23 protein-coding genes are annotated in these 18,989 nt (G+C 59.8%); 10 read left to right on the top strand and 13 right to left on the bottom strand.

Features of this window, described 5'->3' with window-relative positions; translation table 11 throughout:
• The first annotated feature begins 42 nt into the window (after positions 1-42).
• Complete coding sequence (locus tag AGR13A_RS10205; RefSeq protein WP_080835154.1) at positions 43-939, top strand: aminoglycoside phosphotransferase family protein; 897 nt, start codon at positions 43-45, stop codon at positions 937-939.
• Positions 940-943: 4 nt separating this feature from the next.
• On the opposite strand, the gene AGR13A_RS10200 is transcribed toward AGR13A_RS10205, so the two are convergent.
• The 3 genes from AGR13A_RS10200 to AGR13A_RS10195 form a co-directional block, all read right to left on the bottom strand.
• The gene (locus AGR13A_RS10200) at positions 944-1,477 is read right to left on the bottom strand and encodes a GNAT family N-acetyltransferase (RefSeq protein ID WP_237681007.1); all 534 of its coding nucleotides are present in this window, start codon (positions 1,475-1,477) and stop codon (positions 944-946) included.
• Between the two features lie 78 nt (positions 1,478-1,555).
• Positions 1,556-1,678 (bottom strand): hypothetical protein, encoded by a 123-nt coding sequence (locus tag AGR13A_RS25140; protein ID WP_308384979.1) that lies wholly within the window; start codon positions 1,676-1,678, stop codon positions 1,556-1,558.
• A 16-nt stretch (positions 1,679-1,694) separates the two neighbouring features.
• Entirely contained in the window at positions 1,695-2,606 is a 912-nt protein-coding gene (locus AGR13A_RS10195) for a DMT family transporter (protein WP_167377462.1), read from the bottom strand.
• Between the two features lie 198 nt (positions 2,607-2,804).
• On the opposite strand from AGR13A_RS10195, the gene gcvA reads away from it, so the two are divergent.
• Genes gcvA through AGR13A_RS10180 form a run of 3 tightly spaced genes read left to right on the top strand, consistent with a single transcriptional unit; the run spans position 2,805 to position 4,897 of the window.
• Positions 2,805-3,707: a transcriptional regulator GcvA gene (gene gcvA / locus AGR13A_RS10190; RefSeq protein WP_080835147.1), complete on the top strand. Its 903-nt coding sequence runs from the start codon at positions 2,805-2,807 to the stop codon at positions 3,705-3,707.
• A gap of 43 nt (positions 3,708-3,750) precedes the next feature.
• The gene (locus AGR13A_RS10185; protein ID WP_080835144.1) at positions 3,751-4,359 is read left to right on the top strand and encodes a 3'-5' exonuclease; all 609 of its coding nucleotides are present in this window, start codon (positions 3,751-3,753) and stop codon (positions 4,357-4,359) included.
• A gap of 46 nt (positions 4,360-4,405) precedes the next feature.
• Positions 4,406-4,897: a CreA family protein gene (locus AGR13A_RS10180; protein ID WP_035220532.1), complete on the top strand. Its 492-nt coding sequence runs from the start codon at positions 4,406-4,408 to the stop codon at positions 4,895-4,897.
• Between the two features lie 35 nt (positions 4,898-4,932).
• On the opposite strand, the gene AGR13A_RS10175 is transcribed toward AGR13A_RS10180, so the two are convergent.
• Positions 4,933-5,400, bottom strand: coding sequence for a chemotaxis protein CheW (locus AGR13A_RS10175; protein WP_003522339.1), 468 nt, complete (start codon positions 5,398-5,400; stop codon positions 4,933-4,935).
• 225 nt (positions 5,401-5,625) lie between these two features.
• Between AGR13A_RS10175 and AGR13A_RS10170 the strand changes: the two genes are divergently transcribed.
• From AGR13A_RS10170 to AGR13A_RS10160, 3 genes are all read left to right on the top strand, one after another.
• Entirely contained in the window at positions 5,626-5,784 is a 159-nt protein-coding gene (locus AGR13A_RS10170) for a hypothetical protein (RefSeq protein WP_237681008.1), read from the top strand.
• A gap of 142 nt (positions 5,785-5,926) precedes the next feature.
• Positions 5,927-6,526: a cytochrome oxidase assembly protein Sco gene (gene sco / locus AGR13A_RS10165; RefSeq protein WP_035220536.1), complete on the top strand. Its 600-nt coding sequence runs from the start codon at positions 5,927-5,929 to the stop codon at positions 6,524-6,526.
• A gap of 94 nt (positions 6,527-6,620) precedes the next feature.
• Positions 6,621-7,499, top strand: a complete 879-nt coding sequence (locus tag AGR13A_RS10160) for a 50S ribosomal protein L11 methyltransferase (RefSeq protein ID WP_080835141.1) — start codon at positions 6,621-6,623, stop codon at positions 7,497-7,499.
• Between the two features lie 146 nt (positions 7,500-7,645).
• Here AGR13A_RS10160 and AGR13A_RS24925 read toward each other — a convergent pair whose 3' ends face one another.
• Complete coding sequence (locus AGR13A_RS24925; RefSeq protein WP_003522343.1) at positions 7,646-7,819, bottom strand: hypothetical protein; 174 nt, start codon at positions 7,817-7,819, stop codon at positions 7,646-7,648.
• 293 nt (positions 7,820-8,112) lie between these two features.
• On the opposite strand from AGR13A_RS24925, the gene AGR13A_RS10150 reads away from it, so the two are divergent.
• Positions 8,113-9,954 (top strand): aminopeptidase P family protein, encoded by a 1,842-nt coding sequence (locus AGR13A_RS10150; protein ID WP_080835138.1) that lies wholly within the window; start codon positions 8,113-8,115, stop codon positions 9,952-9,954.
• On the opposite strand, the gene AGR13A_RS10145 is transcribed toward AGR13A_RS10150, so the two are convergent.
• Entirely contained in the window at positions 9,951-10,265 is a 315-nt protein-coding gene (locus AGR13A_RS10145) for an AzlD family protein (RefSeq protein WP_035220541.1), read from the bottom strand. The two genes, AGR13A_RS10150 and AGR13A_RS10145, sit on opposite strands and share 4 nt — an antisense overlap.
• Complete coding sequence (locus tag AGR13A_RS10140) at positions 10,262-10,981, bottom strand: AzlC family ABC transporter permease (RefSeq protein WP_080835136.1); 720 nt, start codon at positions 10,979-10,981, stop codon at positions 10,262-10,264. The genes AGR13A_RS10145 and AGR13A_RS10140 overlap by 4 nt, the downstream gene beginning before the upstream one ends.
• A gap of 150 nt (positions 10,982-11,131) precedes the next feature.
• On the opposite strand from AGR13A_RS10140, the gene AGR13A_RS10135 reads away from it, so the two are divergent.
• Positions 11,132-11,368, top strand: a complete 237-nt coding sequence (locus tag AGR13A_RS10135) for a DUF2164 domain-containing protein (RefSeq protein ID WP_035220545.1) — start codon at positions 11,132-11,134, stop codon at positions 11,366-11,368.
• A gap of 7 nt (positions 11,369-11,375) precedes the next feature.
• Here AGR13A_RS10135 and pncA read toward each other — a convergent pair whose 3' ends face one another.
• Positions 11,376-12,002: a bifunctional nicotinamidase/pyrazinamidase gene (gene pncA, locus AGR13A_RS10130; RefSeq protein WP_035220547.1), complete on the bottom strand. Its 627-nt coding sequence runs from the start codon at positions 12,000-12,002 to the stop codon at positions 11,376-11,378.
• A 457-nt stretch (positions 12,003-12,459) separates the two neighbouring features.
• Here pncA and AGR13A_RS10125 point away from each other — a divergent pair, with 457 nt between their 5' ends.
• Positions 12,460-13,725: a DUF2778 domain-containing protein gene (locus AGR13A_RS10125; protein WP_080835133.1), complete on the top strand. Its 1,266-nt coding sequence runs from the start codon at positions 12,460-12,462 to the stop codon at positions 13,723-13,725.
• A 26-nt stretch (positions 13,726-13,751) separates the two neighbouring features.
• Here the strand turns inward: AGR13A_RS10125 and AGR13A_RS10120 are convergent, their stop codons facing one another.
• The 5 genes from AGR13A_RS10120 to AGR13A_RS10100 form a co-directional block, all read right to left on the bottom strand.
• Positions 13,752-14,177, bottom strand: coding sequence for a DMT family transporter (locus AGR13A_RS10120; RefSeq protein ID WP_035220553.1), 426 nt, complete (start codon positions 14,175-14,177; stop codon positions 13,752-13,754).
• Positions 14,174-14,656: a DMT family transporter gene (locus AGR13A_RS10115; protein WP_080835132.1), complete on the bottom strand. Its 483-nt coding sequence runs from the start codon at positions 14,654-14,656 to the stop codon at positions 14,174-14,176. The genes AGR13A_RS10120 and AGR13A_RS10115 overlap by 4 nt, the downstream gene beginning before the upstream one ends.
• A 272-nt stretch (positions 14,657-14,928) precedes the next feature.
• Complete coding sequence (locus tag AGR13A_RS10110; RefSeq protein ID WP_080835129.1) at positions 14,929-15,741, bottom strand: glycosyltransferase family 25 protein; 813 nt, start codon at positions 15,739-15,741, stop codon at positions 14,929-14,931.
• A gap of 104 nt (positions 15,742-15,845) precedes the next feature.
• Positions 15,846-18,320, bottom strand: a complete 2,475-nt coding sequence (locus AGR13A_RS10105; protein ID WP_080836739.1) for an ATP-dependent helicase — start codon at positions 18,318-18,320, stop codon at positions 15,846-15,848.
• 101 nt (positions 18,321-18,421) lie between these two features.
• Positions 18,422-18,832: a carboxymuconolactone decarboxylase family protein gene (locus AGR13A_RS10100; protein ID WP_080835126.1), complete on the bottom strand. Its 411-nt coding sequence runs from the start codon at positions 18,830-18,832 to the stop codon at positions 18,422-18,424.
• Positions 18,833-18,989 lie beyond the last annotated feature (157 nt).

The raw sequence follows: 18,989 nt of genomic DNA, 5'->3' as shown, positions 1-18,989 counted from the left end.
TTTGCACGGCTACAGGTCTCATCCTGGAATGGGGAACGGGCCATGGATGATCGCATCGTCATCTCGACGCAGCAGGTAAGCAGGCTGATCGCGAGCCAGTTTCCGCAATGGGCGGGGCTCGATGTCAGGCCGGTGGAACTGAGTGGCTGGGATAATCGCAGCTTCCGCCTTGGCGATGATATGCTCGTTCGCCTGCCGAGCGCTGGCCGCTATGTGGCGCAGGTGGAGAAGGAGCACCGGTGGCTACCGAAACTGGCGCCTCTTCTGCCGCTTCCGATCCCGGTGCCATTGGCGCTCGGTGAACCGGGAGGGGATTATCCGTTCTTCTGGTCCATTTATGGCTGGCTTGAGGGCGAACCTCTTGCCCGGCATCTCGATCATATCGATCTGTCGCAAATAGCCATGGATGTGGCAGCTTTCTTGAAGGCCCTGCACGGCATCGATGCTTCGGATGGCCCGCTTGCGGGCGAACACAATTTCCATCGCGGTGGGTCGCTCGCCGTCTATGATAACGAGGCGAGGGCGGCGGCGCTGCATGTCGCTGATGAGGTGGATCAGGCGCTCGCCATGGAGATATGGCAGCTTGCCCTTTCCAGCCGCTGGCCGAGATCGGGTGTCTGGGTGCATGGCGATATTGCCGAAGGGAATCTGCTGGTCAAAGACGGTCGCCTTTCAGCGGTCATCGATTTCGGCAGTTCCGGCGTCGGCGACCCGTCTTCGGATCTCATTCTCGCATGGAATGTGCTGGATAAGGAAAGCCGCGTCGTTTTTCGTCATGCGCTGAATCTGGATGATGCCACCTGGCAGCGCGGGCGCGGCTGGGTGCTCTGGAAGGCGTTGATCGTGCTTGCCGCGGAGCGGGATCGCAACGGGAAAATGGCCGAATGGTCGCGCCGGACCATTCGGGAAGTGTTTGCGGATCATTGCCTGTCCGCCTGAACCGTCAGCGCAGGCGCGCCATCACGTATGAATCGGTATATTTGCCATCGCGATAGGCATAGTTGCGCATGGTGCCCTCATGCTCAAAGCCGAATTTTTCATAAAGCCGGATGGCCGCGAGATTGTCGGTGAAGACGTTGAGCTCGATGCGGCGAATGTCGTGCCAATTGTCCGCGGCATCAATGAGTGCAGCCAGAAGCCTCGATCCGATGCCTTTGCCAGCAAAATCGTCATGGATGCCGATGCCGAGGGTGGCGATGTGTTTCTGACGTCCGGTTCTGGCATGCAGCCCGGCATTGCCCAGAATCCCGCCGCGCCATTCCGCCGCCACCACGATATCGGAAGGGGAGAGGCCTTCGAGATATTTCCGGGTGAGTGCGACGCTCTGAAATGGCTGTCGTAATGTTCCCCAACGCACACCGGGCATGTTGAGCACCCGCGTCAAACCTTCGGCGTCATCGGGCGTGATGCCGCGGATGAGCAGGTCATCGATCTTGAAATCCTGAAAGGGCGGTAATTCGCTTTGCGGCTGGGGCACTGGCTGTTCTCCTTTGTGGCCGGAGAGCAGGGGACCATTCGCCCTGCTCTTGCGGCAGGGCATGGTGGACAAGGATCGCTAGTCTATCGCGACAATGCTCCACCGCCCGCCGGCTTTGCCGGAGGTGGTATTGATGAGCATGATGTTGTGCGACTGTGCGATCATGGCTGGCAGATTGGCCGGGGTCGCGAAGCTTGTCAATGTAATCTTCCCGGCCTTATGCAGTTCGAAAGCGTCTGAACAACCTGCCATCGATCGCCGCAAGGCCGGCCGCGATCATCGCCATGCCCGCGAAATGCTTGACCTCCAGCTGTTCTCCAAGAAGGAGCGAGCCGAGCAGGATGGCGCTGACGGGAATGAGGAAGGTGACGAGTGCGAGGTTGGTGGCGCCGGCGGTGGCGAGGATGCGGAAGAAGATGAGATAAGCCAGCGCCGTCGATAGCAGGGCGATGCCGATGAGTGCGCCCCAGGTGCCGAGGCTGGGCATGGCCAGCGTCCAGGGCTTGTCGATGAGGAGTGCGGCCGGGATCAGCATCAGCGTCGAAGACGATATCTGGCCAGTCGCCGTCATCAGCGGCGGTACGCCCATGGCCTTGAAACGCCGGCCGAATATGCCTGCGAAGGAATAGGAGATGGCGGCACCGAGAACGGCAATCTGGCCCCAGAGACCCGACGAACCGGAAAAGGCCGCCGGGCCGATCATGGTTGCCACGCCGCCAAAACCGATGAGGACGCCGGCCAGCTTGTTGCCGGTCATCTTCTCGTCGGCGGTGAGAAAATGGGCGACGATGACTGTGAAGAGGGGCGTGGTGGCGTTGAGGATCGAGGCCAGCCCGCTGGCAATATGGGTCTGGCCCCAGACGATCAGGCAGAAGGGGATGATGTTGTTAAGCAGGCCCATGCCGAAAAAGGCGCGCCACACGGCCCATTCACGCGGCAGACGCAGGCCCATGATGCGGCAGACGATGAGAAGCGCGATGGCCGCCAGGCTGACGCGCAGCGTGACAATGGTGACCGGCGGCAGTTCCTTGACGGCGATGCCGATGAAAAAGAACGATCCGCCCCACAGGAGCGAGAGCGCGACGAGCATCGCCCATTCGCCGGCATCCATCTGTTTCTGTATCGTCATCGTCATCTCCCAAAAGCATGAGTATCGACATGATCGCAGATGGGGTCGCCGCCATCCACCCGATATCGGTTGAGCTTGGCTCAAGCTGATAATGTGTGTCTCTCACTGCATTTCATGTCGTGTTGTCTCTATTTACTCCTTGTTTTATGGTGTCTTCAAACGATAGTTTCTCGTGCGATAATTGAGGTAAGCTAAACCATGGCGACCGAACTTCCTTCGTTGAAAGGGTTGCAGGCCTTCGAGGCCGCAGCGCGGTATCGCAGCGTCACACTTGCTTCCAATGAGTTGAATGTCACGCCCGGTGCGGTCAGCCTGCAAATCCGGGAACTGGAGGCGCGCCTTGGCGTGCAATTGTTTTTCCGCAAGCCGCGCAGCATCCAGCTGACGCGTGAAGGGGAGCGTTATTACGGCGCGCTTCGCACCGCCTTTCGGATGATGCGGGAGGCGACGGCGGAACTGACGGCGCGCTCCGAGATTACAGTGTTGACGCTGAGCTGCACGCCGACCTTCGCCGTGCAATGGCTGATGCCGCGATTGCCTGCCTTCCAGCAGCAACACCCGCATGTGGATGTCCGCATCAGCGTGACGAACCGGCTTGTGGATTTTTCGAGGGACGACGTCGATCTGGCGGTGCGGCACGGGTTCGGTCGTTATGAAGGGCTGGAGAGCATCCGCTTCATCGATGACAGCACCCTGCCGGTCTGCTCGCCACAGCTTCTGGAGAAATATGGGCCGCTTCAGGAAGCGGGGGACCTGAAATCCATTCCGCTTCTGCACGATGAAAACCGCAATGAATGGCGGCGCTGGCTGGAGGCGGCGGGAGCATCGGACGTGGATGCCTCCGGCGGCACTGTCTTCATCGACAGCAATGGTGCGCTGGATGCTGCCAAGGCCGGGCACGGCATTGCGCTGACCCGGCGTTCGCTGGTTTCCCGCGAGCTTGCGGAATGCGCATTGATTGCGCCCTTCGGCAAGGACATGGCCAGCACGCTTGCTTATTTCCTCGTCTATCCGCGGCGCATGCTTGATAATCCCGATTTGGTGATGCTCATCGACTGGATGCTTTCGGAAGCGGGCTCCGCCGAGGCCGGTTCTCTTTGACGTCAATCCGGTCTATGCCGGAATGAAACAACGGGAATCACTCTTGAAAACCATCGCCATCGATTTCGAGACCGCCAATGAGGAACGGGGCAGCGCCTGCTCCGTCGGGCTTGCATGGATAGAGGGCGGCGAGATCGTTCGCGCCGAGGAACGGCTGATCCGGCCGAAGGACATGCGGTTTTCGCCCTTTAACATCGCGGTGCATGGCATCCGCCCGGCCGATGTCGAAGATGCGCCGGAATTTCCCGAGGTGATGGAGGAGTTCATCGACGACTTCCACGGCGCCACCATGATCGCCCATAATGCCGCCTTCGATTTCAGCGTCATGCGGGCGTCTTTCGATAAATACCGGCAATCCTATCCCGATCTTTCCTATCTGTGCAGCGTCAAGATCGCCCGGCATGTCTGGCCCAATCTGGCGTCGCACAAGCTGAATGTCATCGCCCATCACCTGCAGCTGCGTTTCGTGCATCACAATGCCGCCGAAGACGCCGTCGTCTGCGCAGCCGCTTCGATTGCGGCGGCCAAGGCCTTGCGCGTCGCCCATATTCGCGAACTGCCGGAAAAGATCGGCATGGTCGCGGGGCGTCTCACCTCCACCGGTTACCAGCCCTGCAGCATGAAAAAACGCGCCGTTTCCCGGGTTGCGTAACCGTTCCGCGCACTTATGTTTGAAGCAGCGTAACGGAGAAGATGCGATGACGATGAAAACTCTGTCGGGTTTGTTTGCGGGCTTTCTGGCGCTGCTTCCGGTGACAGCGGCGCATTCGCAGGTGGTCGGTGAGGTCGGCGTCGACTGGATCGGCAATGACATCGTCATCGAGGCGATCGCCGATCCGAAGATCAAGGGCGTGACCTGCCATGTGACCTATTTCGAGCGCGGCGTCATCGACCGGCTGAAGAACGGTAACTGGTTTGAAGACCCCTCCAACAATGCCATTTCCTGCAGCCAGACGGGGCCTGTGGAGATCGGCGATATCGATCTGTCGAAGGGCGGGGAAGAAGTGTTCCGGCAGGGCATGTCGCTGGTCTGGAAGAAGCTCGTCGTCAGCCGCGTTTATGACAAGGCCAATGACACGCTGATCTATCTGGTGCATGCGCGGGAGCTGACCGACGGCTCGGCGAAGATGGCGATTTCCACGGTGCCGCTCTATAACCAGCAGGTCACATGGCAAAAGGGCAAGCCTTAAGGCTCGCCCCTCTCAATTTCGCATAGATGCCTGGATCAGGCTGCTTCGCGTGCCAGCTCGTCCGCAATCACGGTGTCGAGGTTGAGGAAGCAGACCATGCTCTTTTCCAGCGCCACGATGCCGCGGCAGAAGCTGCGCTGTTCTTCCGGAATGATATCGGGCGCGGGCTGCAGGTCTTCGGAGCGGATGGTCATCATGTCTGAGACCTGTTCCACCAGGAGGCCGACCAGCTTGCCGCCGATATCGGTGACGATGATGGCGGAGCGTTCGGACGGTTCGGTCATTTTCATGCCGAGGCGGCCGGCCATGTCGATGACGGGAATGACGGCGCCGCGCAGGTTGATGAGGCCGAGAACATAAGGCGGGGTGTGCGGCATCGGGGTAACCGGCGCCCAACCGCGGATTTCGCGGATCGCCATGATGTCGATGCAGAATTCCTGATCGCCCAGATGGAAGGAAACGATTTCGAGATATGCGCCGGATTGCTTGATGGCGTTGGACATGACGGCAGGTTTCCTCTGATGGCTCTCTAACAGGCCCGCGCAGGATTGAGCTTTATGCGGTGGCCGGAGAATGGACCGGGAGACATCATGTCGAGGCTTTAAAAACCGCTATGGTCATAATGCACAGCAAGATTTTAAACTTTCCCTAACAATTGCGCTGTTCCACCCCAAAAACCCAGTGTTTTGGCGGTTTTCGCGCTCGCGCAAACAGGTTATGATGGTGATATGAACGGGCTCGTCTCCAATCCGCTGAAGTTTATTCTGGCAAGTCTTGCAGCCATGGCTTCGCTTGCCATCGTGCTTCTTGCCTTCGATGGCTGGGTGCGGCACGGCACGGATATTTTCCTGTCCACGGTACAGAGCGGCATCGCCTGGTGCCTGTGACGTGTTTTCAGGCTGCGGATTTGTGACAAATCAGCGCGGTTCCCGCAAATACCGCCCAGTTGATTTGCCGTCCCCGTCGCCGTTCGCTATCTGTCGGCCAAAGCCCGCGCTATCAGGCCGGCCTTCGGGGTAGGATTGGACAATGAGAAATATTCGTATCGTATTGTGGGCCGTGGTGGTCGTTCTCGCCGGCGTCGTCAGCTGGCTGACGATCGAAATGACGAAGACGCGTGAGGAGATGGTGGAGACCGCCTATGGCGTGCCCTTCCAACTCACGGCGCAAAACGGCCAGCCGATCACCGAAAAGGCGTTTCAGGGCAAGCCGACAGCGCTTTTCTTCGGTTTCACCCATTGCCCGGAAGTCTGCCCGACAACCCTCTTCGAGCTGAACGGCTGGATGGAGAAGGTGGACCCGGCCGGTGACAAGCTGCAGGCCTATTTCGTCTCCGTCGATCCCGAGCGCGATACGCCTGAAATCATGCAGCAATATGTCTCCAACGTCTCGAAGCGCATCACCGGCATCACCGGCCCGGCCGACAAGATCGCCGAAACGCTCAAGGGCTACCGCATCTATGCCAAGAAGGTGCCGGTGGACGAGAAGGATCCGAATGGCGACTACACCATGGATCACACCGCGTCCGTCATCCTGCTCGACGCCAATGGCCGTTTTTCCGGCACCATCGCTTATGGCGAAAACCCCGAAGTTGCCGAGCAGAAGCTTCAGAATCTTCTGAAGGGCTGATAGAGGCGGCATAATTGCGCCGGGCTTATTGGACTGACCGAGGTTTTGTGGCAAAGGCAAGAACAATAACCTCATCCAGAGAAAGCAGCCCGCCGTGAGCGAAATCCGACTTTACGTCACCACGACCGAAATCAAGGCCGGTGAAATCCTCGATCTCATGTCGGACTATTTCGGCGAGGAGGATGTCGCGATTGCTACCACCGAGGTGGATGAGAAGCGCGACATCTGGGAAGCCTCCGTCTATCTGATGGCGGAGCAGGAAGAGGAGTTTCGCGAGCGTGTCGAAGCCTTGCTCGCTCCGGCCTTTCCCGGTCTGGTCATCGAGAAGGAAATCGTTCCTGATGTCGACTGGATCGCCAAGTCGCTCGAGGGGCTGAAGCCGGTCAGGGCAGGGCGTTTCATCGTTCATGGGGCGCATGATCGGGACAAGGTGCGGGCGAACGATCTGGCAATCGAGATCGAGGCGGGACAGGCTTTCGGCACCGGCCATCACGGCACGACGGCCGGATGCCTTGAGATGATCGAGGAGGTTCTGCGGGCGCGGACCGTGCGCAATGCGCTCGATCTCGGCACCGGCAGCGGTGTTCTGGCGATTGCCGTGCGCAAGATGCGTCCCATCCCAGTGCTTGCGACGGATATCGACCCCATCGCCGTAAAGGTGGCGAAGGAGAATGTGCGGCTGAACGGCATCGTCTCCGGGATGGCGCTGGAGACCGCGCCGGGCTTCCACTCGGACGCCTTCCGCAAGCACGGTCCGTTCGATCTCATCATCGCCAATATTCTGGCGCGGCCACTCATCAAGATGGCGCCGCAGCTCGTCACGCATCTGGCGCCCGGCGGCACCGTCATCCTGTCCGGCATTCTGGCGTCACAGCGCTGGAAGGTGCTTTCCGCCTATAATGGCGCCCGGCTTTCCCATATCCGCACCATCTGGCGCAATGGCTGGGTCACGTTGCATCTGCGCAAAGACTGAACCAGCGGCAATATTCCTTTCGGCCAAAAGAAAAGGCGGCGCTTTCGCGCCGCCTGGAAACCCGCGAGCATGGGAGGAGCTTGCTCAAGCGGGTCGACGTATTCCTGTTCGGCACGGTGGAGGGAGGATCGCCGCGCCGGACGTCATCAGAATACGTAGCTGGACTTTGCCTTGCGACGCAGATCGGCGCGGTTCATGCCGAGCGCTTCCAGCGACTTGTCGTCGAGGTTCAGAAGGGCTGCGTTGACATGGCGGCTGACCTGACGCTCGCGTGCTTCAACGACGCGATCGAAGGCGGTGCGGAGGAAAGATTTTGCCATTGCTTCAAATCCTTGTTTGCCAGGAGAGTGTCTCTCTCGCTGTGTTGATCCAAAGATAAGCGATGTGTTTTTGTTTGGTTAGGGGTAATGCTTCAGGGTTGATATGCGCAATACGCATGGCTTGACGTTTTCAGTATTACTTATTTTGTAAAATATGCACAATTTATCGCCGAAATAGGATCTGTCATATCTGGCTTGAAACCGGCTTTGTCCGCATGGCATTGTCGTTGCGCGCCAATGATTTGATGGCGTGACCGAACAGCTTTCCTCATGATAGTTCCAGAAAGACACCCATGTTCCAGACCTTCGAAAACAAATCCGCGCCGCAATTCGGCAAGGCTCGCGTCGAGGCGCTGCGCGCCAGTTTCGAGGCCCTCGGTATCGACGGTTTCCTGGTGCCGCGCGCCGATGAATATCAGGGGGAATATGTGCCTGAGTGCGCCGAGCGCCTGTCCTGGCTGACCGGCTTTACCGGCTCTGCGGGCATTGCGCTGGTGACGCGCACGGAGGCGGTGGTTTTTGTCGATGGACGTTATACGACGCAGCTCAAGTCGCAGGTCGACCAATCGGTGTTCAGCGGCGGCGATCTGGTCGGCGCGCCGCCCTCCGTCTGGTTGTCCGAACATGCGACCGAGGGCTTCAGGCTGGGCATTGATCCATGGCTGCATACCGGCGCTGAACTGAAGCGGCTGGAAAAGGCCGTTGCTGCCAGGGGCGGCTCCGTTGTCCTGCTTGAAAACAACCCGCTCGACGCCCTGTGGCAGGATCGTCCTTCCGAACCGCTGGAACCGGTCGTCATCCAGCCGGAGGCCTTTACGGGCAAGCTGGCGAAAGAAAAGATCGCTTCGCTGGCCGAGACGGTGTCAGCCAAGGGAGCGGACGCCCTGCTGGTCACCGATCCGTCCTCCATCGCCTGGATTTTCAATATTCGCGGCAATGATGTGCCGCATACGCCGCATCCGCTTGCGCGCGCCATCATCTATGCGGATGGCAGGGCGGATATTTTTCTCGATAAACGCAAGACGGGGATCGAGGCCGAGGCCTATCTGGCGCAGCTGGCGACCCAATTGCCGCCGTCGAAGATCGCCGATCGCCTGCACGCCATTGCCAGCGCCAAGGGCCGCATCATGGTGGACGCCGATCTGGCACCCGTGGCGCTGACAGGGGAGATTACGGCGGCGGGTGGCACCCTGATCGAGGAGGCGGATCCTGTCCGTTTGCCGCGTGCCTGCAAGAATGAGGCGGAGCTTGCCGGCTCTGCCGCAGCACATGTGCAGGATGGCGCGGCGATGGTTGAATATCTTTGCTGGCTGGACAGGCAGCAGCCGGGCAGCGTTACCGAAATCGCGGCCGTCAAGGCGCTGGAGGCGGCGCGCGCCAAGGTGGGGCAGGGGCTGCAAAACCCGTTAAAGGATGTGTCTTTCGACACGATTTCAGGGTCTGGCGCACATGCCGCCATCATCCACTACCGCGTCACCACCGACACGGACCGCACGCTTGCGGATGGCGAGATGTTCCTCGTCGATTCCGGCGCGCAATATGTCAACGGCACCACGGATATCACCCGTACCGTGGCGATTGGGAATGTTCCGGAAGAGCAGCGACGTTTCTTCACGCTGGTGCTGAAGGGTGTGATCGCCATCAGTGCCGCACGGTTTCCGAAGGGTACGCGTGGCTGCGATCTTGATCCGCTGGCGCGCATCGCGCTGTGGAAGGCCGGGGCGGATTATGCCCATGGCACCGGCCACGGTGTCGGTTCCTATCTTTCGGTGCATGAGGGACCGCAGCGTATCGCAAGGCTTTCGACGCAGGAGCTGCTGCCCGGCATGATCCTGTCGAATGAGCCGGGTTATTACCGACCCGGTGCCTTTGGCATTCGCATCGAAAACCTGATCTATGTGCGCGAGGCGGAAGCGGTTACGGGCGGCGATCAGCCGATGTTGTCCTTCGAGACCCTGACCTGGTGCCCCATCGACCGCAGGCTGATCGTGGCCGCACTTTTGACCGATGACGAGCTTGACTGGCTCAACGCCTATCACGCCGGCGTTCTGGAAAAGCTTTCGCCCTTGATTGCGGATGAGGATGTGAAGGCGTGGCTTGTCGCGGCCACGCTTCCCTTGACGCGGGTGGCTTAAAACAGCGGCCAGTGCCTTATCGCGATGACGATCGCCCAGCCGATGGCCAGCATCGTCAGGCCCGGAAAACGCAGGCAGACCAGAAGCGCTGCCACCATGCCGATCTTCACCTCGTATCCGCCTTCGAAAAAGGCGGGTGCGACGAGCGTGGTCAAGACCGCGACGGGAACCGCGTTCAGTCCCGCCTCCATGCGCGGCGGGATGGATTTCATCCGCGTCATCAGAACATAACCACCGATGCGGGTGAGATAGGTGGCGACGGCGGCGAGTGCGATCAGGATCAGTGTATCGGCGTGCAGAAAATCGCTCATGGCTTTTCCACCTTGCTTTCAGGATTGGTCTCGCCGGTCGGTTTGGGCGGATAGAGGACTGCAACGAGAATGCCGGCAACCGCGCCGAGGCTGACATGCCAGGGCGAACCGACGATGTGATAGGCGACCGTTGCGCCAATCGCGCTTGCCAGCATCACCGGGTAGAAATTTTCCCGCTGGCGAAAACTCAGGACCATACCCATGAAATAGATCGGCAGCAGCACATCGAGACCGATGGCTTTCGGATCGCCGACCATGTTGCCGAGCGACGCGCCGACAATCGTCATGGCCAGCCACAGGACATAGACCGGTGTGGCAAAGCCCATATACCAGGCAAAACCGACCGTGCCGGTATTTTCGTATTTCCTGACCGATTCGGCGAATTGCGGATCCACCAGCACGAAGAAGCCCGCTGCCTTTTGCAGGAAAGACCAGTTGGAGATCATTCTGGCGATGGCGGCCGAATAGAGGATATGGCGGAAATTGACGGCGAAGACCGAAAGAACGATCAGCCAGGGCGCGACCTTCTGGCCGAATAATTCGATGCCGACCAGCTGGCTGGCGCCAGCATAGACCGTGCCGCTCATGATCGTGGCCTCGACGATGCTCAGCCCGTTATCGACCGCGACCGCGCCGAACAGCGCGCCGAAGGGGGCGGCGGAAAGGGCGATCGGAAAGCCGGCCTTCAATCCCTCGCGAAAATCTGTTTTGGACATTTTTGGGAACTCCTTGCCGCCGCTCTATCGCCGTCCCGTCTGGCTGGCAAACAAATTGCATGAATGGATCGATTGATTCCCTTGAAGCATCCGTTACGTTAGCTGCATCCCGGCGCATCGGCGCCCAAATCACGACATGGCGGATAATGAATGCTTGAGAAGCAGGAAAAGGCGGTCCTGGCCGCGCGTATCAAGGATTATCTCGCCAGGGAGACCGAAACCGAGATGGGGCTGCTGCAGGCAGAGATTTTCGTGGAATTTCTGGCTGAGGAAGTCGGGTATGTCTTTTACAATCAGGGGCTCAAGGATGCGCATGCCGCGATCCTGAGGCGCCTGGAAGACGCGGCAGGCGATATCGACGTGCTGGAGAAGCCGAGGCTGCGCTGAAGGTTACTCAGTCGCGCAATATGTCGCGGCTCCTGAGAATGGCCACGCCTTTTTCCCGCATGGCGGTGATCGACGCCTTTATGCCCTGTGGATCGATGCCGCGGCTTGCGTCCTCGATAAAACGGATTTTGACGCCGGGCAGCATGTCGAGCGCATCGAGCACCGAGAAACTGACGCAATAATCGGTGGCGAGGCCGCAGACATCGAGCTGCGTCACGCCCTGGCGGGTCAGATAATCGGCAAGGCCGGTTGTCGCCCCCTGGTCGTTGTCGCGAAAGGCAGAATAGCTGTCGACAGCGGGATTTTCGCCCTTCTGCTGGATGTAGTCGAAAGCATCCGTCTTGAGGTCAGGGTGAAATTCCGCATCCGGCGTGCCCTGCACGCAATGGTCCGGCCACATCATCTGCGGTTTGCCGGAGAGTTCGCCCATGTCGAACGGTTTCTTGCCGGGATGCTGCGAGGCGAAACTGCCGTGGTTTTCCGGGTGCCAGTCCTGCGAGGCGACGATCAGGTCATAACCGCCATTGTCGATCAGGGCGTTGGCGACCGGCACGACCCTGTCACCCTCGGCAACGGCCAGATTGCCGCCCGGGCAAAAGCCGTTCTGGATATCGATGAGCAGCAGCGCCTTCATGATTTGCCTCCCAAATTTGCGAGCAGGATGCCAAGCCGGCACTGGCGGATCAAGTGCCCATTCAACCTTTGTGCCGGCATGACGGCGTTACGGCAAAGCGGTCTCGGTCGTTTTCCTGCCGCATTTGCAGCAAATTTCCGGCCAAGTCGGAATTTACCTGACGATGCGGCGACGGAAACTTTAAAGGCCGATGACGCCCTTGAGGGCATTTTTCCGGGACAAGGCGGTGCGGATGCACGCCTTATCCACGCAAGTCATTGTTTTGCCTTCGCCCGATAATGCGCAGACCTTAACGAATTATTTTTGCAGGGACTCGTAAACACTTTGGTTACCATAATTCGTCATGCTTCGAACCAGTCAGTTCCGAAACAGGCGTGGTGTCTGCCCGCTGTTCGGATGCCCCAAAATCCCTCCGGCGTTGCCCGGTTGTGCGTGAACGGTTCGAGTAACGAGTATCATGGCGTTTTCTGCTGCGGCCTATAATGGCGCCGGTCCTGCCCGGTCGTCCTGCCTCAAGAAGAGCAAATCCTTTTCGCTTGGCCGAATGTCGGCGCTGCTTGGCGGCGGTGCCTTTGCCGGTCTTTTCGCCTTTGCTGCCTTCGCCTCGCTTCACGGCATGGCGGCTGCTTCGCATGGCGTCGGACAGTTTGAAAAGACGCTGGTGGCCAGGCTCGATTCCGCGGAGACGGCGATAGACCGAGCGGTCGCACGGGATATTCATGTCCGCAAGTTTTCCCGCCTGAGCGACCACAGCCATGGCCAGCAGAAGGCTGTCCGCCTTGCCGGCATGATGCCCGAGATCGGCGCGAAGGAATTTGGCGAGCGTTTCGGTGCGGCTGCGAATGCGAAAGGGCAGGCGACGGTCAAGGAGCTTGCTGCGCTCCGGCCTTCGGCAATTGTCGATTCCGCGCTTGGGCGTACCACCGAGGTTGCCTATCAGAGTGCTGCTTCGCATCCGGCATTCGAAGTGGCGCTGGCGCGTCCGCAGATCGAGGAAGAGGCGAGCAGCCTGCTTCCGGATGACGTGCCGCTTCCGAGCTTCAGGCCCGAGGTGGCGGCTGCCGAGACCGTGGAGCCGTCGCCGCGTCCCGCCCTCTCCAAGGCCGACGTTGCTTCCGCGCCCGCATTCGACGCCCCTGTTCCGCTGCGTGCGCCGCAGCCGCCGAAACAGGGCACCGGCGCCATGCTCGCCTTTGCAAAGCCTGATAATCCGATACGTGAGCCGAGCAAGATGGATGCGGTTCCGTGGCCGGATCGCGGCAATGGCACGGCGATCTACGATATCTCCTCCGGCCTTGTGCACATGCCGAATGGGGAGAAGCTCGAGGCCCATTCCGGTATCGGCAAGATGCGCGACAACCCGGATTATGTTCACGTCAGAATGCGCGGCTCGACACCGCCTTCCAGCTACAGGCTGACAATGCGCGAGGCCCGTTTCCATGGCGTCGAGGCCATTCGGCTGACACCGGAAAACGGCGTCAATCCGCATGGCCGCGATGGCCTTCTGGCCCATACCTACATGCTGGCGAAACGCGGTGAATCGAATGGCTGCGTCGTGTTCCGGGATTATCCCCGCTTCCTCGCAGCCTTCAAGCGCGGCGAAGTCAAGCGCATGGTGGTGGTGCCGAAGCTCAACGGCAATCGTCCGACACTCGCCAGCAGCGGTGGGAAAAGTGGTGGCAAGACCCTGCTCGGCATGTTCTCGCGCGGCAGCGATTCCTGATTTTACACTGTCTTCCCGGATGTGCTCTAGCGGCCACGCCGCTGCGTCAGCACCATGCCGCCGAGGATGAGCAGAATGCCGAGCGCGCTCGCCCAGATTTTCGGCGGATGATCGCTGAAAAGATCGAGGACGACGCCTGACACCATCTGGCCGCTGATGACCAGAAGGGCTGTATTGACCGCGCCGATGCGGGGAATGAGCCAGCTGCCCGAGGCGATGAAGACGACGCCGATGGGGCCGCCGATAAAGGCGAGCCAGGGCGCATCGGCCGCACCCGGCGGGATGAGGCCGCCGACGATGAGGCCGATGACGGTCAGCACCGCGAAGCCGACGATGTGGTTCCAGAAGGAAGCGATGAGCGGCGAGTTCGACAGGCTGAGGCGGCCGTTGATCTGCCGGCTGAGCGCAACGAAGACGCCGCCGGTGAAAGCCATGGCGATCCAGACGATCATGCCGTTCTCCCGACCAGAATAATGAGGGCACTGCCGCAGAGGATCAGCGCTACCGCCGCCATGTCACGCAGGTCCGGCCGCCGTTTCGGCAGGCCGAAAAGGCCGAAGAGATCGGCCAGCAGACTGAAGATCACCTGCCCACCGAGACCCAGCGCAATGGTGCCGGAAAGCGCCAGCGGCGAATTGACGGCGGTGGAGGTGAGGATGACGATGGCGGCGCCGACGACGCCCCCGCTATAGGCCCAGAGCGGTGCCTTCGGCTTCTCTGCCACGCCCAAATCTTTCTTCGGGCGCATGATGGCGAGATAGATCAGCGCCGCTACCGTGCCGGTGCCATGCGCTGTCCATGAGGAAAATAGCGCGTTGCCGTAATGGGCAAGCTGACCGTTGAAATGCACCATCAGCGTCAGAAGGCAACCGCTGGCGAAAGCGGCGGCAAGATGCAGCGGGTTGAGGCGTGGATGCGTCGTGTCTGTCATGGCGGGCCGGCAAAGCTGAAGAGGAAACCGAGCTTTAGCCGATATGTGCCTGAAGCGGAATCGAATTACACGGTTTCACTGTTTTAGCCGACAATATCCTGTGCGCTGCGGAACAAGCGATGCGGCCACGCATTATTCCATCATGAAGAAAACGACGCGCAAACCATTGAACCGGATGACGATTTTCGTCATTTCGATTTTCATTCTCGCAGCCGTGATCGCGGCAGTCTATCTGGTCGGCTTTACACCCGGAGAGGTGTGATCCAGCGAGTTCAGTTGCCGGCCGGAACAGCCTTGCCCTTGCCGCCCTGCAGCGCGACGCTCAGCTTGGCGATGGCCAGGCGGATGCCACGCAGCAGGAAACGGCTGGTTTCCAGATAGGCGCGATAGGGCAGCACGGTGAAATAACGCCAGCGCGGCAGGCGGTATATCCGCAGATTGTTCTGGATCTGGCTTTCCCCGTCCGCATCCTGCGTGGCGCAGAGAGGGTAGATGAAGGCGCCCTTCAGGCCCGCGAGATATTCCAGATCGAATGCGATATCGTAAGCCAGCCGCATGGGAATGAGTTTCGATATCCATTTGCCGGCGCGGCGGTTGACGAGATAGGCTCCCGAACCCTTTTCCCGTGTCAATGCGATCGCGAGCGAGCGGCCATTGGACAGCGGGCGGAAGGCGAATTTCCGGCCGTTGCTGACGGTCGTCAGCCGCAGCAGATCCCAGTCGCTGCCATTCAGCACAGCCTCGTCGATCGCGTTGATAAAATCATTGTCGAAGATGACGTCGTCTTCGAGGATGAGGGCGATGTCGGCATCGCCGTCCATGAACCGGTTGGCGCAGGCGACATGGCTGAGATAACAGCCGATTTCCGGCGGCGAGGTGCGGCGGCCATGCATGAGCATGTAGGAAATCTCGCTGAATTCCGGGATCGGATAGTTCAGCTCCCTGCCATTGACGCCGGGAACGCGCTCCGCTTTCAGCCCGATGGCGTCTAGGCGAGTGTTCATGTCTTCAAGGCGCTTGGTGGCGCTGTCCATGTTGATCAGAAAAACGGCGAGCTTGCGCTGGCTTTTCGGTAAAATATGCAAAGCAGTCCTCACCCGGTTTTCACACCCTGTTGCAACTCCTTTATTGCAACAGCATGACGGGTGCCATGGAAAAAGCGCGCGCCCGGGCACTCGTGGTTGTCGAATCAGGCCTTTTCCACAAATCCATCCAGCACGCGCTTCTGGCCGGCGCGGTCGAAGTCGATGGTCAGCTTGTTGCCTTCGATGGCGGAGATGTTGCCATTGCCGAATTTGAGGTGGAAGACGCGGTCACCGACAAAAAACTTCGATGGTGTGTCGGCTACGGATTTCGCCACCAGTTCACCATCGATCGTGCGGGTGCGTGGGCCGCTTTCGCCATAACCGATCCGCTCGACCGCATGGCCGGAACGCGTGCCCCAATTGTCGCGGGTGGCGTCGGAGCGGTTCTGCTGCGCGCGTTTCCAGCCGGGGGTGGAATAATTATTGGCGAAGGGCTCGGCCTTGTCGAAACGGGACTGGCCGTAGCCGCCGCGTCCGCCATAACCGCCGTAATTGCTGTCGGATGCCGCAACGTCCACATGGGCGGGCGGCAGTTCATCGAGGAAACGCGAGGGCAGGGTGGATTGCCATAGGCCATGGATACGCCGGTTCGATACGAACCAGATATGGCAGAGCTTTTTGGCGCGGGTGATGCCGACATAGGCAAGACGGCGCTCTTCCTCCAGACCGGAGCGCCCGCCTTCGTCCAGCGCCCGCTGGTGCGGGAACAGGCCTTCTTCCCAGCCGGGCAGGAAGACGGTGTCGAACTCCAGACCTTTGGCGGAATGCAGCGTCATGATGGAGACGGCATCGAGATTTTCGTTCTGTTCGGCATCCATGACGAGGGCGACGTGCTCAAGGAAGCCGCGCATGCTCTCGAAGGCCTCCATGGAGCGGATGAGTTCCTTCAGGTTCTCAAGCCGTCCGGGCGCTTCGGCCGTCTTGTCGGCCTGCCACATGGCGGTATAGCCGCTTTCGTCGAGAATCTGCTCGGCAAGCGTGGTGTGTTCGGTGTTTTCCAGGAGGCCTTGCCAGCGGCGGAAATCCTGCACCACATCGAACAGCGCCTTGCGTGCCTTCGGCTTCAGTTCGTCGGTCTCGATGATGTCGGCGGCCGCCGCCAGCATCGGAATATCGCGGGCGCGGGCATAGTCGTGCAGATTGCGGATCGTCGTATCGCCAAGACCGCGCTTCGGCGTGTTGACGATCCGCTCGAAGGCGAGATCGTCGGCCGGTTGGCAGACAAGGCGGAAATAGGCCATGGCGTCGCGGATTTCGAGGCGCTCATAAAAGCGCGGGCCGCCGATGACGCGATAATTGAGGCCAAGCGTGACGAAACGGTCTTCGAATTCGCGCATCTGGAAGGAGGCGCGAACGAGGATGGCCATGTCGTTCAGATTATGGTTCTTGCGCTGGAGCTGTTCGATTTCCTCGCCGACGGCGCGGGCTTCCTCCTCGGAATCCCAGGCCGCATGCACCACGACCTTTTCGTCATCAGGGCTGCTGCGTTCGGTGAACAGGGTCTTGCCGAGACGGCCCTCATTGTGCGCGATCAGATGGCCGGCCGCGCCGAGAATATGCTCGGTGGAGCGGTAGTTGCGTTCGAGCTTGATGACCTTGGCGCCGGGGAAGTCCTTGTCGAAGCGGAGGATATTGTCCACTTCCGCGCCGCGCCAGCCGTAAATCGACTGGTCGTCGTCACCGACGCAGCAGACATTCTGCGGTTCGCCCTTGGCGCGCTGGGCAAGCAGCCTGAGCCACATATATTGCGCCGTATTGGTGTCCTGATATTCGTCCACCAGAATGTAACGGAACTTCTGGTGATACTCCTTCAGAATATCGGTGTGGCGGCGGAAGATGCTGATCGGATGCATCAGTAGATCGCCGAAGTCACAGGCGTTCAGCGTCTTCAGGCGGTTCTGATAGGCGGTGTAAAGCTCGCGGCCCTTGCCATTGGCGAAGGCGCGGCTGTCGCCCTCCGGAATATCCGGCGGCGTCAGGCCCTTGTTCTTCCATCCGTCGATCATACCGGCGAACTGTTTTGCCGGCCAGCGCTTATCATCAAGACCTTCGGCCTGAATGAGTTGCTTGATCAGCCGCACGACATCATCGGTATCGAGAATGGTGAAGTCCGATTTCAGGCCGACGAGTTCGGCATGGCGGCGCAAAAGCTTGACACCGATAGAGTGGAACGTACCGAGCCAGGGCATGCCCTCGACAGCGCCGCCGACGAGAACGCCGATTCGTTCCTTCATCTCGCGGGCGGCCTTGTTGGTGAAGGTCACGGCAAGAATCTGGCTTGGATAGGCGCGGCCGGTGGCCAGAATATGGGCGATACGGGTCGTCAGAACGCGGGTCTTGCCGGTGCCGGCGCCGGCGAGCACGAGAACGGGACCATCCAGCGTCTCCACTGCCTCGCGCTGTTCCGGGTTGAGACCGGAAAGATAGTCGGGCGCAGCACGCGTCTGATCGCGCGCCGCCATGGCGCGGGCGGCAATGCCAAGCCCGCCGCCGCTTTCCGCACCGGCATTGTTCGTCGCCTTGCGTGGCGCCACGGGTTCCTCATCGAAGAACGGCATATCGTCAAAACTGTTGCTCATGCGGCCCAATGTAGTGATTCGGGATATAAAGGCCAGAACCGTGTTCTGCTTTTATTCCGGTATCGTCAGTCAAAACGCCTATTCCAAGGCATTTTTTCACTTCATGCCTGCCTGTCGGCGTCGAAAGCGGCGTCAACGGGCACTTGCAGCGCCACCGCAAGCTGGTTGGTCTTGGCGGCAAGCGCGATGACGCGCAGCAAATCGGCATGCTGCTCTGTCGTCATGCCTTTCGCTTTGGCGGCTGCCGTGTGGGAATGGGCGCAATAGGAGCAGCCATTGGTGACGGAAACGGCGATATAAAGCATTTCCTTCACCACGGGATCGAGCGCTGAAGGGGTTGCCATCACCGCCTTGACCTCGCTCCAGGTCTTTTCAAGCAGATCGGCATCGAAAGCGAGGTAGAGCCACATATTGTTGATGAAATCCGATTTGCGGGTGGCGCGGATATCATCGAACACCGCTTTCACGCGCGGGTCGGTTTCCGGGTTTTCGGTTTTCGTCACGGTACTCATGGCTTCCTCTCATTGTGGTTCGCGGTGGCGCAGATTAGCCCAATGGCGGATATTTACGACAGGAATGCACGGATGGATTGCGGATTGGCTGCTTCTGGCGGCAATTGCGCCCAAATTACAATTACGTAAGGAACGGATTTGTGCGTTGCCTTGCCTT

This window comes from Agrobacterium genomosp. 13 str. CFBP 6927 (genome assembly GCA_900012615.1).
GTDB lineage: Bacteria > Pseudomonadota > Alphaproteobacteria > Rhizobiales > Rhizobiaceae > Agrobacterium.
Note: the sequence above shows the minus strand (reverse complement) of the source record. Positions and strands in the feature narration are given on the sequence as shown.

Coding starts and splice junctions, on each gene's coding strand:
- AGR13A_RS10205 (WP_080835154.1), top strand. CDS start 43: ATGGATGATCGCATCGTCATCTCGACGCAGCAGGTAAGCAGGCTGATC.
- AGR13A_RS10195 (WP_167377462.1), bottom strand. CDS start 2,606: ATGACGATACAGAAACAGATGGATGCCGGCGAATGGGCGATGCTCGTC.
- gcvA (WP_080835147.1), top strand. CDS start 2,805: ATGGCGACCGAACTTCCTTCGTTGAAAGGGTTGCAGGCCTTCGAGGCC.
- AGR13A_RS10180 (WP_035220532.1), top strand. CDS start 4,406: ATGACGATGAAAACTCTGTCGGGTTTGTTTGCGGGCTTTCTGGCGCTG.
- AGR13A_RS10175 (WP_003522339.1), bottom strand. CDS start 5,400: ATGTCCAACGCCATCAAGCAATCCGGCGCATATCTCGAAATCGTTTCC.
- AGR13A_RS10170 (WP_237681008.1), top strand. CDS start 5,626: ATGAACGGGCTCGTCTCCAATCCGCTGAAGTTTATTCTGGCAAGTCTT.
- sco (WP_035220536.1), top strand. CDS start 5,927: ATGAGAAATATTCGTATCGTATTGTGGGCCGTGGTGGTCGTTCTCGCC.
- AGR13A_RS24925 (WP_003522343.1), bottom strand. CDS start 7,819: ATGGCAAAATCTTTCCTCCGCACCGCCTTCGATCGCGTCGTTGAAGCA.
- AGR13A_RS10150 (WP_080835138.1), top strand. CDS start 8,113: ATGTTCCAGACCTTCGAAAACAAATCCGCGCCGCAATTCGGCAAGGCT.
- AGR13A_RS10145 (WP_035220541.1), bottom strand. CDS start 10,265: ATGAGCGATTTTCTGCACGCCGATACACTGATCCTGATCGCACTCGCC.
- AGR13A_RS10140 (WP_080835136.1), bottom strand. CDS start 10,981: ATGTCCAAAACAGATTTTCGCGAGGGATTGAAGGCCGGCTTTCCGATC.
- AGR13A_RS10135 (WP_035220545.1), top strand. CDS start 11,132: ATGCTTGAGAAGCAGGAAAAGGCGGTCCTGGCCGCGCGTATCAAGGAT.
- pncA (WP_035220547.1), bottom strand. CDS start 12,002: ATGAAGGCGCTGCTGCTCATCGATATCCAGAACGGCTTTTGCCCGGGC.
- AGR13A_RS10125 (WP_080835133.1), top strand. CDS start 12,460: ATGGCGTTTTCTGCTGCGGCCTATAATGGCGCCGGTCCTGCCCGGTCG.
- AGR13A_RS10120 (WP_035220553.1), bottom strand. CDS start 14,177: ATGATCGTCTGGATCGCCATGGCTTTCACCGGCGGCGTCTTCGTTGCG.
- AGR13A_RS10115 (WP_080835132.1), bottom strand. CDS start 14,656: ATGACAGACACGACGCATCCACGCCTCAACCCGCTGCATCTTGCCGCC.
- AGR13A_RS10105 (WP_080836739.1), bottom strand. CDS start 18,320: ATGAGCAACAGTTTTGACGATATGCCGTTCTTCGATGAGGAACCCGTG.
- AGR13A_RS10100 (WP_080835126.1), bottom strand. CDS start 18,832: ATGAGTACCGTGACGAAAACCGAAAACCCGGAAACCGACCCGCGCGTG.